Source organism: Variovorax sp. FW301-JW7, assembly GCF_058788795.1.
Window position 1 is genome coordinate 513,299 of sequence record NZ_JBYTBC010000004.1, and the last position, 13,050, is coordinate 526,348.

Sequence of the window (13,050 nt, forward strand, 5' to 3'; positions counted from 1 at the left end):
CGCAATACCGAACGCCCATAGAAAAAGCCCCGCCGAAGCGGGGCTTTTTCATTTCGCGAAACACCGCGGAACCGGCTTTGCCGGGCCGCAGGTGTTGCCCCCGGTAGGGGGTTGGCGTAGCGGACACGAAGTGCCGCGCAGCCTGGGGGCGAGCGAAATTACATACCCATGCCGCCCATGCCGCCCATTCCGCCCATGTCAGGCATGCCGCCGCCACCGCCGGCTTCGTCCTTCGGAGCGTCAGCGATCATGGCTTCGGTCGTCAGCAGCAGCGAGGACACCGAAGCGGCGTTCTGCAGTGCGGTGCGGGTGACCTTCGTCGGGTCCAGGATGCCCAGCTCGAGCATGTCGCCGTACGTGTCGTTCGCAGCGTTGAAACCGTAGTTGCCCTTGCCGGCCAGCACAGCGTTCACCACCACCGAGGCTTCGCCGCCGGCGTTGTTCACGATTTCGCGCAGGGGCGCTTCGATGGCCTTCAGCACCAGCTTGATGCCGGCTTCCTGGTCGGCGTTGTCGCCCTTGACCGAGTCGCCCACGGCTTGCTTGGCACGCAGCAGAGCCACGCCGCCGCCAGCCACAACGCCTTCTTCCACTGCAGCGCGGGTGGCGTGCAGGGCGTCTTCGACGCGAGCCTTCTTTTCCTTCATTTCGACTTCGGTGGCAGCGCCAACCTTGATCACTGCCACGCCGCCGGCCAGCTTGGCCACGCGCTCTTGCAGCTTTTCACGGTCGTAGTCGCTGGTCGCTTCTTCGATCTGAACGCGCACTTGCTTCACGCGGGCTTCGATGTCACCAGCAGCGCCAGCGCCGTCGATGATGATCGTGTTTTCCTTGCCCACTTCGATGCGCTTGGCTTGACCCAGGTCGGCCAGCGTCACCTTTTCGAGCGTCAGGCCCACTTCTTCAGCGATGACCTTGCCGCCCGTCAGGATGGCGATGTCTTCCAGCATGGCCTTGCGGCGGTCGCCGAAGCCAGGAGCCTTCACAGCCACAACCTTCAGGATGCCGCGGATCGTGTTCACGACCAAGGTAGCCAGGGCTTCGCCTTCGACTTCTTCGGCAATGATCAGCAGCGGACGGCCCGCCTTGGCGACTTGCTCCAGCACCGGCAGCAGGTCACGGATGTTGCTGATCTTCTTGTCGAACAGCAGCACGAAGGGGTTGTCGAGCAGCGCCGATTGCTTCTCGGGGTTGTTGATGAAGTAGGGCGACAGGTAGCCGCGGTCGAACTGCATGCCTTCGACGACGTCGAGTTCGCTGTCCAGCGACTTGCCGTCTTCCACGGTGATCACGCCTTCCTTGCCGACCTTGTCCATCGCGTCAGCGATGAGCTTGCCGATGGTTTCGTCGCTGTTGGCCGAGATGGAGCCGACTTGCGCGATTTCCTTGGAGGTGGTGGTGGGCTTGGAAGCCTTCTTCAGCTGGGCGACCAGGGCCGTGACAGCCTTGTCGATGCCGCGCTTCAGGTCCATCGGGTTCATGCCGGCAGCCACCAGCTTGAAACCTTCGCGAACGATGGCTTGTGCCAGGACCGTGGCGGTCGTGGTGCCGTCACCAGCGTTGTCGCTGGTCTTGGAGGCCACTTCCTTCACGAGCTGGGCGCCCATGTTCTGCAGCTTGTCCTTCAGTTCGATTTCCTTGGCCACGGACACACCGTCCTTGGTCACGGTGGGGGCGCCGAACGAACGCTCGAGCACCACGTTGCGGCCCTTGGGGCCCAGGGTCACTTTGACTGCGTTGGCCAGGATGTTGACACCCTCGACCATGCGTGCGCGGGCTTCGCCGCCGAAGACTACGTCTTTTGCTGCCATGATGAATTAACTCCGAATGGATTGAATTGGGATGAGATCGAAAGAGAGGAGAAGAATTACTTCTCGACGACTGCGAACAGGTCGTCTTCCTTCATCACGAGCAGTTCGTCGCCATCGACCTTGACGGTCTGGCCGCTGTACTTGCCGAACAGGACGCGGTCGCCGACCTTGACGGTCAGTGCGGCCAGTTCGCCCTTGTCGTTGCGCTTGCCCGGGCCCACGGCCAGGACTTCACCCTGATCGGGCTTTTCGGCGGCTGCGTCGGGGATGACGATGCCGGAGGCGGTCTTGGTTTCGCTGTCAACACGCTTGACGATCACGCGATCGGCCAAAGGACGAAGTTTCATTGCATCTCCTGGAAGGGTAAGAAACGGGTTTGTTTGTGGTCGGGCACCGGAGAAACCGGCGACCTGTCGACTGGATGGGAGGGCTGTTAGCACTCGTCAGCAGCGAGTGCTAATCATAAGGGCATTCGATGACCTTTCAAGAGCGTGGCCCTTGCCCTCGTCCTGCACGGCTGTGCTTTTCCGGGGAAACCCCGGGCTGCCGGGTTCCATCGGTCGGAACGTTTGGGGTTCTTTTGTCCGGGTGAAATGAAACCACTCAGACCCCTGCAGGGGCCGCGCGCGGATTGCTTCTTTGTAATCCACGTGATCGGCGATTGACGGGGCGGGCTTCCTAGAGTCGCGGCACGCCAGCACGCAGCACCGGATGGATGTGCGCGCAGGCCGCCCGATCCACCTCTACAACTTCCAAGGACACCATGGCTCTCACCTTCCGCAACACCGTTTTCGCTGCCTTGGTCGCACTGGCCGCGGCCGGCGCTTCCGCCTCGGGCACCCATGCCGGTGGCCACGACCACGATGCCGAAGCCGCCGTCGGCAAGCCCGGCGTGGCTGCCAAGGTGACGCGCACGGTCCAGGTCGACATGACGGATTCGATGCGCTTCACGCCGGCGGACATCAAGGTCAAGCAGGGGGAGACGGTGCGCTTCGTCGTCAAGAACTCGGGCGTCCTGAAGCACGAGCTTGTGCTCGGGACCGAGAAGGCGCTCAAGGCGCACTACGACGCGATGAAGAAGAACCCCGAGATGGAGCACGCCGATCCGAACATGGTCACGCTGGCCGCGGGCAAGACCGGCGAGATCGTCTGGCAGTTCACCCAGGCCGGCAAGGTCGATTTCGGCTGCCTGCAGCCGGGCCACTACGACGCCGGGATGAAGGGCGCGGTGCTGGTGGGCAAGGCCGGCAAGTAAAGACAGGGAAGCGGCCGCGTGCCGGACACGCACGCAGCCGCCCGGCACGCTCAGAACTTCGCGCGCAGCGTCAGCTGCACCTCGCGCCCCGGTCCCGGCAGGATCAGGTTGTCCACGCTGCCGTGGGCCGAGACGTAGTCTTTGCGGTTCGCGATGTTCTTCAGGTTCAGCGCGATCTCGTAGCGCTCGGTCTTGTAGCTGGCCGCGAGGTCGGCGGTCAGGTACGAGGGCAGCGTGACGAGGTTGCTCAGCGACGCGTAACGCGCGCTGACGTAGTTCAGGCCGCCGCCGGCGCTGAAGCCGTGGCCGAGGTCCTTCATGGCCCACACGAAGGCCGAGTGGCGCGGCGTGAGGGCGGCGGTCTTGCCCTGCACCGGGATCGCGGCGCCCACGGGCAGCTGCAGCGAGCTCACGGTGGCGAGCGATTTGGTCATCTTCGCGTCGAGGTAGGCATAGCCCGCACTCACGTCCCAGCGGCCCGGCAGGCGGCCGTTGAGCGCGAGCTCCAGGCCGTTGGTGCGCTGCGTGCCGACGTTGATCTGGCGGCGCGGGTTGTTCGGGTCGGTGTTCTTGATGCCCGAGCGTTCCAGGTTGAATAGCGCGGTCGTGAGGTTCAGGCCGCCGTCGAGCAGGTCGAACTTGGCGCCGATTTCCTTGTTGACGGTGATCTCGGGCGCGTTGTCGATGTTGCCGGTGGACAGCGCGAAGTTTTCGCCCGAGGGCTGGAACGAGCGGCTGTACGACACGTAGTACGACTGCACCGTGTCGGGCTGCCACACCACGCCGGCGCGCGGGCTGAACTTGCGGTCGGTGCGTTCCAGCGGCGCGAGCTTGCGTTCGAAGCTGGTGTCCTGCTTGAACACGTCGTAGCGCCCGCCGATCAGCGCCTTCCACTGCGGCGCCAGCGTGATCTGGTCCTGGAAGTACACGGCCGCGGTCTTGAACTCGCTGTTGCTCGGGATCGCGCCGTCGGCGAGGTAGGTGGCCAGCGGGATCGGCAGCGGGTCCGCCACCGGGCTGAACAGGTTCACGCGCTGCGCTCCCGTGGCGGAAGACACGCTGAACAGCCGCTTGCGCTGCACGCCGAACTCGGCGCCGACCAGCCACTCCTGCTTGAAGCCGCCGATGTCGTTGCGCCAGGTCAGGTCGGTCTGGTTGAACCAGCCGCTCTCGTCGCGCTCGACGATGCCGCGCGTGCGGCCCACCGTCAGGCGCACCGGGTCGGTGGTGCCGCTGGGCAGCGTGTTGTTGCGGTCCAGGTGGTAGCTGGAATAGCGCGTGGTGTTGCGCAGGCTCAGCGCGTCGCTGAAACGGTGGTTCAGCGTGGCGGTGAAGGTCTGCACCTTGCTGGTCACGGTGTCGTCGCGCTTGCCGTGCGCGGAGCCGTAATACGCGCCGATGGGCACGTCGACCGGGCGGCCGTTGAGCGCCGGGATGCCGAAGTCGGTGAGGCGCTGGTCGCGCAGGTGGGTGTATTGCAGCAGCAGGTCGGTCTGCGGGCTGAACTTGATCGCCAGCGAGGGCGCGATGTTGTGGCGGTCGGTGAACTGCTGGTCGCGGTAGCTGTCCGACTGCTCGCCCGCCACGTTCAGGCGGAAGGCCATGTTCTCGCCGATGGGCGTGTTCAGGTCGATCGTGCTGCGCGTGTAGTGATGGCTGCCCAGGCCCAGCGAGACCTCGCCGAAGCGGCGCTCGAACACGGGCTTCTTGGTCACGCGGTTGATCAGGCCGCCCGAGGAGCCGCGGCCGTAGAGCACGGCGGCCGGGCCCTTGAGCACTTCGATGCGCTCGGTGTCCGAGAGGTCGCGGAAGTACAGCGCGTCGTCGCGCACGCCGTCGACGAACCAGTCGGAGATGCCGCTGAAGCCGCGGATCACGACTTGGTCGCGCTGGCCGTCACCGTGGTTGAAGCTCACGCCCGGCACGTTGCGCAGGGCGTCCTGCATCGACACGGCGCCCTGGTCGCGCAGCAGCTGCTCGGGCAGCACGTTGACGGCCTGCGGCACGTCGCGCAGCGGCGCGCTGCCCTTGGTGGCGGTGCTGGCGGCGGCGGGGGCGTAGCCCTTGTCGTCTTCGGCGCTGACGGTGACTTCCTTCAGGGTCGAGGCGGTGGTCTGTGCCAGCGCGACGCCGCTCAGCGACGCGAGGGCGGCGCCGGCCAGCAGCGAAAGGGGCCACAGCGGGCGCGAGGGAGAGGCGGTGCGGTAGGCGCGGGAAGAGGGCTTCATGTTGTCCAGTTTTTTTAAGGCGGCGGCACCACGCACGGCGGGCCGCGCACGCACACGCACCGCCCTGTCGTCCACGCGACGAAGGGCGATGTCGTGCCTTGCCTTGAAAAAATCTGGGTGAGGCGGGGGCCGCGCGGACGGAAGCTCCGTCGGCGGCACCCCTGGGTGACGGCCGCTGGGCGCGGCGGACTGAATTGTAAAGTTCTAGATGCGAGCTGTTCGCATTTGTGGTGCGGATGCGACGTGCGGCCGTGGGCTCACAGCTGGTCGGTCGGCACGAACCACGAGAACAGCAGCAGCTGCAATCGCGTGAGCATGCTGGAGTCGGGCTCGCTGTCGAGCACCTCGTTATGCACGTCACCGGTGCCGATCCACTGCACGTTCTGGCCGTCGGGCTTGAGCACGACGCGGTACACGCCTTCCATGTCGTCCAGCTGGTAGGCGAAGAGCAGCGCCTGCGTGAGCTCGAAGCTGCGCACGCGCACGCCGAACTCGGTGTTCAGCAGGGCGGAGCGGGGGTCGAGGTTCATCGAGCCGAGCAGCACCCACTGGCGGTCGACCAGCGCCAGCTTGGCGTGCAGGCGCCCGCGCGCCTTCTTGAGCAGGCTGCGGAACTGGCCGCTGCGCTTGAGCTGCTGCGTGCTGACCTCGTACAGGTTCACGCCCAGCTTGAGCATGTCGACGCGGTAGCGGTTGTAGTTGATGTTCACCAGCGGCTCGTCGCTGTCGGCCAGCGAGTTGGTGACCACCGTGATGTTCAGGCCGTGCGCGCGGCCCATGCGGATGCGTTCCATGCCCTCGTCGCCGGGAATGAAGTAGGGCGAGATCACCACCACGTTCGACTTCGCGGCGCCCAGCATCTCGTGGAAGCGCTGGGCCAGCGACTCCTGCGGGCGCGCCATCGTGCCCAGGGCCTTGTTCGGGCTGTCGGCGGTGGCGGCGGCCTCGGCACGGATCCAGCGCGTCTCGCCGATGTTGTCGAGCTGAGCGCCCAGCGGCAGGTCGCCCAGCAGGTCGGTGGCGGCCAGCGGGTCGGGAAGGGGCGCAAAGGCGGGCGAGGTCGCGGCGTCGAAGGCGGCCTTGAGCTCATCGGGCGTGAGCGGCGTGCCGGCCATGCGCTGCAGCGGGTAGACCACGTCGCTGTTCCAGTAGGTGTCGAAGATCCCGGCCGACTGCGGCACCACCGGGCCGGCCAGCAGCAGCTCGAAGTCGATGAAGTTGGCGCTCTCGCTGCGCAGGAAGTACTCGTCCGCGAGGTTGCGCCCGCCGGCGATGGCCAGGGCCCCGTCGGCGATGAACAGCTTGTTGTGCATGCGGTGGTTGAGCCGCCGGAAATCGCCGAAGAACTCCAGCCAGCGCATCGACGAATGGTCGCGGGCGTTCACGAAGGGGTTGAACAGCCGCACCTGCGCGTTGGGCTCGGCGGCCAGCCCGAGCAGCAGGCGGTCCATGCCGGCGGTGTAGAAGTCGTCGAGCAGCAGGCGCACGCGCACGCCGCGCCGGGCGGCGTCGCGCAGTTCGCGCAGCAGCAGGCGGCCGGTCTTGTCGTTGCCGAGCTGGTAGGTCTGCACGTCGAGCGAAGACTGGGCGCGGCGGATGAGCTCCAGCCGCGCATCGAGCGCGAACGAGGCCTCGATCAGCGGCCGCATGCTCGAGAGCCCGTCGGGCGGTGAATCGAGGCTGGCGGCGGCGCGGCCGAGCGGGGTGGCGGCCGAGGCGGGAATGGCGATCGAGGGCGGCCCGTCGGGCAGGCGCGGCGGCAGGCCGGCGCAGCCGGTGAGCACCAGCACGGCCAGCATCAGCGCCGGGCCGCGCAGCGCAGGAAACAACGAGGCGAGGAGCTTGAGCATGGGGCCTGTCAGCGCACGCAAACGGCGTGCGGGCGGGATCGTAGCTCGGCTGGTGCGGGCGTCCGCGGCGGTTTTGCAACGCTTCGCCCCCGTCTGCTGGAAAACCCGAGGACCGAGACTTTCTTGACAATAGAATGCGAATTGTTATCAATAGCGTTCAATGAACCATAAAAACATGGCAAGAATGAGGGCGCGGCGCAGGGCCGCTTCGGTGTTGGTGGGCTGCCTGGCGATCTACGCGCAGCAGCACGTTCTGGCGCAAACGGGCGGCACGGGTTCGCTCCCTGAAGTGCGCGTCGATGCCAATGCCGAAGCCGAAACCGCCACCTCGCCCGTGATCGGCTACCGCGCGAAGAATGCCGTCACCGCCACCAAGACCGACACGCCGCTGTCGGAAACCCCGCAGGCCGTGACCGTGGTCACGCGCGACCAGATGGTCGACCAGGGCGCAACCAACCTGCAGGAGGCGCTCAACTACGCGGCGGGCGTGCGCTCCGACGCCTACGGTGTCGATTCGCGCACCGACTCGATGCGCGTGCGCGGCGCCAACCCCGACATCTACCTCGATGGCCTGCGCCAGGCCTACGGCTACTACACCAGCACGACGCGCACCGAGCCCTACACGCTGGAGCGCCTCGAAGTGCTGCGCGGCCCTTCGGGCATGCTGTTCGGCGCGGGCACCGCGGCGGGCGTGATCAACATGGTCAGCAAGCGACCGCTGCAGGAGGCCCAGCGCGAGGTGGGCGTGCAGTTCGGCAGCTTCGGCCGCAAGCAGGTGCAGGCCGACCTCACCGGTCCGCTGAACGCCGACGGCTCGCTGTCGTACCGGCTCATCGCGCTGCAGCGCAAGTCCGATTCGCAGGTCGACCACGTGCCCGACGACCGCAGCGTGATCGCGCCGTCGCTCGCCTGGCGCCCCAACGCCGCGACCTCGCTCACGCTGCAGGGCCTGTGGCAGAAGGACAAGAACGGCAGCAGCTCGCAGTTCCTGCCGTGGGAAGGCACCTTGCTGCCGAACCCGAACGGCCGCGTGCCGAGCAGCCGCTTCATCGGCGAGCCTGGCGACTACTACAACAGCGAGCGCCAGACCTTCGGCTGGCAGTTCGAGCACAAGTTCAACGACAGCTGGACCGTGCGCCAGAACTTCCGCTATGCGAAGAACGAAAACGACAACCGCTACCACTACGGCGGCGCGTTCAGCGGCTTCGACAGCTGGTCGACCGACCCGATCTTCAAGCGCGTGTTCCCCCGCTACTACGACAGCCAGCTGACGCGCAACCGCACGCAGACACTCGACAACCACGTCGAAGGCCACTTCCAGACCGGCGCGCTCCAGCACACGCTGCTCGTGGGCGCGGACTTCGCGCGCCAGCGCGAGAACGTCTGGGGCGGTACCACGGTCGACACCATCGACCTCTATGCGCCGGTGTACGGCCACCTGGACGAACCCGAGCGCGTGGCGCGTCCGCGCACCCGCCAGCGCCAGACCGGCCTGTACCTGCAGGACCAGATCAAGCTCGACCACTGGATCTTCGTGGCCGGCCTGCGCCATGACCGGGCCGTGTCCAGCGCCGCCGGCAGCGATGAGCAAAAGAGCAGCGCCACCACCAAGCGCCTGGGCGTGATGTACGCCCATCCGTCGGGCTGGTCGCCGTACCTGAGCTACAGCGAGTCGTTCACGCCACAGTCGCCGCGCGAAGGCCGCATCTTCTCGCCGCTGCGCGGCGAGCAGTGGGAAGCGGGCGTCAAGTACGAGCCGAAGAACCGCGCCATGGCCTTCAGCGCCGCGGTGTACGACCTGCGCGAGAAGAACCAGATCGTCGAAGAGCAGCCGAAGGTGTTCTCGCAGCGCGGCCTCACCAAGACGAAGGGCGTGGAGCTCGAAGCCAAGGGCTCGGTGGGCGCCAACCTCGACCTGATCGCCCACTACAACTACACCGACGCCGACGCGCAGATCGAAGGCCTGCCCAAGCACCAGGCCAGCTTCTGGGCCAAGTACAGGTTCTCGGTGGCCGGCATGAGCGGCTTCTCGGCCGGCGCCGGCGTGCGCGTGATGAGCTCGTTCCGCGACACCCAGTTCGGCACCGGCCCGCGCATCCCGGGCGTGGCGCTGGCGGACCTGGTGTTTGCCTACGATACGGCCCAGTGGCGCTATGCGCTCAACATCAACAACGTGACGGACAAGGTGTACTTCAGCACCTGCCTCTCGCGCGGTGACTGCTGGTACGGTGCGCGACGCAACATCGTGGCGAGCGCCACCTACCGCTTCTAGCCTTTTCCCACCACCCAACGACGCACGACGACATGGACAGCCGAAAGATCAAGACCTGGGCCTGGGTTCACAAGTGGAGCAGCCTTGTCTGCACGGTGTTCATGCTGCTGCTGTGCATCACCGGCCTGCCGCTGATCTTCCACCACGAGATCGGCCACCTGCTGGGCACCGAGGTCGAGGCACCGAAGATGCCGGCGAACACGCCGCGCATCAGCCTGGACAAGGTGGTCGAGATCGGCCGTGCCAAGCACCCCGACCGCGTGGTGCAGTTCGTCTCGCAGCCCGAGGACGACGACGGCCTGTGGTTCGTCACGCTCACGCCCACGCCCGAGCCCACCGAAGACTTCAAGTCGGTGGCGGTCGATGCGCGCACCGGCGTCGTGCTGGCGCAGCCGGAGTTCAGCCAGGGCTTCATGTACATCATGTTCAAGCTGCACGTCGACCTGTTCGCCGGGCTGCCGGGCAAGCTGTTCCTGGGCTTCATGGGCTTGCTGCTGCTGGTGGCCATCGTCTCGGGCGTGGTGCTGTATTCGCCGTTCATGCGCAAGCTCGACTTCGGCACGGTGCGGCGCGAGAAGCGCCCGCGCCTGAAGTGGCTCGACCTGCACAACCTGCTGGGCATCGTCACGCTGGTGTGGCTGTTCGTGGTGGGCTCGACCGGCATGATCAACACCTGGGCCGACCTGATCATCAAGTACTGGCAGTACGACCAGCTCAGCACGCTGCTCGCGCCCTACAAGAACGAGCCGGTGGTGCCGGTGGCCGAGCGCGGCTCGCTGCAGCGCTCGATGGAAGGGGCGATGCAGAAGGCGCCCGGCATGAAGCTGTCGTTCATCGCCTTCCCGGGCACCTCGTTCTCGAGCCCGCACCACACGACCTTCTTCCTGCGCGGCAACGAGCCCTTCACCTCGAAGCTGCTGCAACCGGTGCTGGTCGATGCCAAGACGGCGGAGGTCACGGCGGCGCCGAAGATGCCGTGGTACCTCACGGGCCTGCTGGTGTCGCAGCCGCTGCACTTCGGCGACTACGGCGGCATGCCGATGCAGATCCTGTGGGCGCTGCTGGACATCGCGACCATCATCGTGCTGGGCAGCGGGCTGTACCTATGGCTCAAGCGCGGCAACACCGTGCAGGCCCGGGCGACCGCGACGACTGCGGCGCCCGCCACGGTATCGGGCCCGCAGCCTGACCCGGCACCGGCCATGAAGGTGCAGGCATGACGACGCACCACAAGGCACCGCACCAATCGCTCTGGCGCATGTGGGGCTGGCCCATCGTGCTGGGCGTGATGACCACCGTCGGCCTGATCACTGCGCTGTTCAGCGACGGCGGTCTCGGCGACATGGTGGCCTGGGTGGGCCTGGGCGTTCCGGTGCTCGTGTGCGCCTGGTACGGCTGGCGCCGCTCGCCGCGCACGGGTTCCCGCTAGGCCAAAGGGGCAGGGCACCGACGCAGAATCGGTGCCGATGAATGCCGCACTCTCCTATCCGCTTCGCCTGCTGATCCTGGGCGTTCCGCTGGCCGTGCACGGCCAGCAGCCCGCAACGTCGCCGGCCGGCACGCTGCGCGACGTCACCGTTTCCACACCGCGCGGCACGCTGTCTCCCTTTCTCGTGCCCGGCTCGGTCGACCGCGTCGATGGCGACGAGATGCGCGACAGCCGGCTGCAGGTCAACCTGTCCGAGAGCCTGGGCGCCGTGCCCGGCCTGCAGGTGCAGAACCGCATGAACTACGCGCAGGACCTGCAGCTGTCGGTGCGCGGCTTCGGCGCGCGCTCGACCTTCGGCGTGCGCGGCGTGCGCCTGTACGTCGACGGCATTCCGGCCACCTTGCCCGACGGGCAGGGGCAGACCTCGAACATCGACATCGGCTCGGTCGATCGCGTCGAGGTGCTGCGCGGGCCGTTCTCGGCGCTGTACGGCAATTCGTCGGGCGGCGTGGTGCAGGCGTTCACGGCTTCGGGGGAGGGCGCGCCACGCCTGTCGTACTCGCTGGCCGGTGGCAGCTTCGGCAGCTGGCGCCAGTCGCTGCAGCTGAGCGGCTCGCAGGGCGCGGTCGACTACCTGCTCGGTGCGAGCCACTTTCGCACCGACGGCTGGCGCGAACAGAGTGCCGCGCGGCGCAACATCGCGAACGGCAAGCTGGGCGTCGCGCTCGACAACGGCGACAAGCTCACGCTGGTGTTCAACAGCGTGCGCATCGAGGCCCAGGACCCGCTGGGCCTGACGGCCGAGCAGGTCGCGCAGGCACCGCGCAAGGCGCCGCTGGCGTTGCAGTACGACACGCGCAAGACGGTCGAGCAGACGCAGGTCGGCCTGCGCTACGAGCGGCGCCTCAATGCCGAGCAGGCGCTGCAGTTCATGGTCTACGGCGGCGAGCGCAAGACGGTGCAGTTCCAGTCGATCCCGCCGTCGGCGCAGCAGAGCCCGCTGCATGCGGGTGGCGTGATCGACCTCTCGCGCCAGTACGGCGGCGTCGACCTGCGCTGGACCGCCGCGCTGCAGCTGGCCGACCGGCCCTTCGACCTCGTGGCGGGCCTGGGCTACGACAGCCTGCGCGAGCGCCGCCGCGGCTACGAGAACTACCTGGGCCCGGTGGCCGCGCCCCTGCTGGGCGTGCAGGGGCGGCTGCGCCGCAACGAGCGCAACGAGGTCTGGAACCTCGATCCGTATGCGCAGGCGGCGTGGCGTTTTGCCGAGCGCTGGACGCTCGAGGCCGGCGTGCGACGCAGCCGCGTGCATTTCGATTCGCACGACCTGTACATCGGTGGTGCCAACCGCGACGACAGTGGCAGCGCGAGCTACAGCAAGACCCTGCCCGTGGCCTCGCTGCGCTACCAGGCCACGCCCGATCTCGCCGTGTACGGCTCGGTCGGCCGGGGCTTCGAGACGCCGACGCTCAACGAGCTGTCGTACCGACCGGGCGGCGCGAGCGGGCTCAACTTCGGGCTGCGGCCGTCGGTGAACGACAGCCTCGAGGTGGGCGCGAAGGCCCGGCTGGGCGGCGGCCTGCTGACGGCGGCGCTGTTCCACACGCGCACGCGCGACGAGATCGTCACCGCCACCAACAGCGGCGGTCGCGCCACCTTCCAGAACGCCGGGCGCACGCGGCGCAACGGCTTCGAGCTGGGCTGGCAGCACGAGACGGCCGACCACTGGCGCACGCAGGTCGCCTACACCTGGCTGGACGCGACCTACCGCGATGCGTTCTGCTCGCCGTCGCCCTGCGCGGGCGGCAACGCGGTGAACGCGGGCAACCGCATCCCGGGCATCGCGCGCCAGTCGCTGTTCGCCTCGCTCGGCTGGGTGCCGCCCGAGGGCTGGCGCGCGGGTGTCGAGATGCGCGCGCTGAGCCGCATCCAGGCCAACGACATGAACACCGCGAGCGCGCACGGCTACGCCGTGGCGGCGCTGTACGCCGGCTACCTGAAGAAGTGGGAGCGCTGGGACTTCAACGCCTTCGCGCGCGTCGACAATCTGTTCGACCGGCGCTACGTGGGCTCGGTCATCGTCAACGAAGGCAATGCGCGCTTCTACGAGCCCGCGCCGGGCCGCAACTGGACGCTGGGCCTGAGCGGCGCGTACCGCTTCTGAAGAACGCGCCACGAAAAGAAAAAGGCCCGCCGCCCCGAGGG

Annotated in this window: 9 protein-coding genes; 5 read left to right on the forward strand and 4 right to left on the reverse strand. The window is 67.4% G+C overall.

Annotation, left to right across the window (positions count from 1 at the left end; all coding sequences use genetic code 11):
* Nucleotides 1-158 precede the first annotated feature (158 nt).
* The gene (gene groL / locus AC3WQM_RS14215; RefSeq protein WP_492679535.1) at nt 159-1,811 is read right to left on the reverse strand and encodes a chaperonin GroEL; all 1,653 of its coding nucleotides are present in this window, start codon (nt 1,809-1,811) and stop codon (nt 159-161) included.
* A gap of 56 nt (nt 1,812-1,867) precedes the next feature.
* Entirely contained in the window at nt 1,868-2,158 is a 291-nt protein-coding gene (locus AC3WQM_RS14220; protein ID WP_056572926.1) for a co-chaperone GroES, read from the reverse strand.
* Nucleotides 2,159-2,574: 416 nt separating this feature from the next.
* Here AC3WQM_RS14220 and AC3WQM_RS14225 point away from each other — a divergent pair, with 416 nt between their 5' ends.
* Nucleotides 2,575-3,066: a cupredoxin domain-containing protein gene (locus AC3WQM_RS14225; RefSeq protein WP_492679537.1), complete on the forward strand. Its 492-nt coding sequence runs from the start codon at nt 2,575-2,577 to the stop codon at nt 3,064-3,066.
* A 50-nt stretch (nt 3,067-3,116) separates the two neighbouring features.
* Here AC3WQM_RS14225 and AC3WQM_RS14230 read toward each other — a convergent pair whose 3' ends face one another.
* Together AC3WQM_RS14230 and AC3WQM_RS14235 are read right to left on the reverse strand one after the other, a co-directional pair.
* Nucleotides 3,117-5,294, reverse strand: a complete 2,178-nt coding sequence (locus AC3WQM_RS14230) for a TonB-dependent receptor (RefSeq protein ID WP_492679539.1) — start codon at nt 5,292-5,294, stop codon at nt 3,117-3,119.
* Nucleotides 5,295-5,551: 257 nt separating this feature from the next.
* The gene (locus AC3WQM_RS14235) at nt 5,552-7,144 is read right to left on the reverse strand and encodes a phospholipase D family protein (RefSeq protein WP_492679541.1); all 1,593 of its coding nucleotides are present in this window, start codon (nt 7,142-7,144) and stop codon (nt 5,552-5,554) included.
* Nucleotides 7,145-7,319: 175 nt separating this feature from the next.
* Here AC3WQM_RS14235 and AC3WQM_RS14240 point away from each other — a divergent pair, with 175 nt between their 5' ends.
* Genes AC3WQM_RS14240 through AC3WQM_RS14255 form a run of 4 tightly spaced genes read left to right on the forward strand, consistent with a single transcriptional unit; the run spans nt 7,320 to nt 13,009 of the window.
* Entirely contained in the window at nt 7,320-9,416 is a 2,097-nt protein-coding gene (locus AC3WQM_RS14240) for a TonB-dependent siderophore receptor (protein WP_492679543.1), read from the forward strand.
* 32 nt (nt 9,417-9,448) lie between these two features.
* The gene (locus tag AC3WQM_RS14245) at nt 9,449-10,636 is read left to right on the forward strand and encodes a PepSY-associated TM helix domain-containing protein (protein WP_492679545.1); all 1,188 of its coding nucleotides are present in this window, start codon (nt 9,449-9,451) and stop codon (nt 10,634-10,636) included.
* On the forward strand, nt 10,633-10,845 hold the full coding sequence (locus tag AC3WQM_RS14250; RefSeq protein ID WP_492679547.1) for a hypothetical protein: 213 nt from the start codon (nt 10,633-10,635) through the stop codon (nt 10,843-10,845). Before AC3WQM_RS14245 ends, AC3WQM_RS14250 begins: the two co-directional genes overlap by 4 nt.
* Nucleotides 10,846-10,882: 37 nt before the next feature.
* Nucleotides 10,883-13,009 (forward strand): TonB-dependent receptor domain-containing protein, encoded by a 2,127-nt coding sequence (locus tag AC3WQM_RS14255; RefSeq protein WP_492679549.1) that lies wholly within the window; start codon nt 10,883-10,885, stop codon nt 13,007-13,009.
* Nucleotides 13,010-13,050: the final 41 nt, after the last annotated feature.

What these genes read in the sequence shown, in the direction of transcription:
- groL (WP_492679535.1), bottom strand. Translation starts at nt 1,811, where the DNA reads ATGGCAGCAAAAGACGTAGTCTTCGGCGGCGAAGCCCGCGCACGCATG.
- AC3WQM_RS14220 (WP_056572926.1), bottom strand. Translation starts at nt 2,158, where the DNA reads ATGAAACTTCGTCCTTTGGCCGATCGCGTGATCGTCAAGCGTGTTGAC.
- AC3WQM_RS14225 (WP_492679537.1), top strand. Translation starts at nt 2,575, where the DNA reads ATGGCTCTCACCTTCCGCAACACCGTTTTCGCTGCCTTGGTCGCACTG.
- AC3WQM_RS14230 (WP_492679539.1), bottom strand. Translation starts at nt 5,294, where the DNA reads ATGAAGCCCTCTTCCCGCGCCTACCGCACCGCCTCTCCCTCGCGCCCG.
- AC3WQM_RS14235 (WP_492679541.1), bottom strand. Translation starts at nt 7,144, where the DNA reads ATGCTCAAGCTCCTCGCCTCGTTGTTTCCTGCGCTGCGCGGCCCGGCG.
- AC3WQM_RS14240 (WP_492679543.1), top strand. Translation starts at nt 7,320, where the DNA reads ATGGCAAGAATGAGGGCGCGGCGCAGGGCCGCTTCGGTGTTGGTGGGC.
- AC3WQM_RS14245 (WP_492679545.1), top strand. Translation starts at nt 9,449, where the DNA reads ATGGACAGCCGAAAGATCAAGACCTGGGCCTGGGTTCACAAGTGGAGC.
- AC3WQM_RS14250 (WP_492679547.1), top strand. Translation starts at nt 10,633, where the DNA reads ATGACGACGCACCACAAGGCACCGCACCAATCGCTCTGGCGCATGTGG.
- AC3WQM_RS14255 (WP_492679549.1), top strand. Translation starts at nt 10,883, where the DNA reads ATGAATGCCGCACTCTCCTATCCGCTTCGCCTGCTGATCCTGGGCGTT.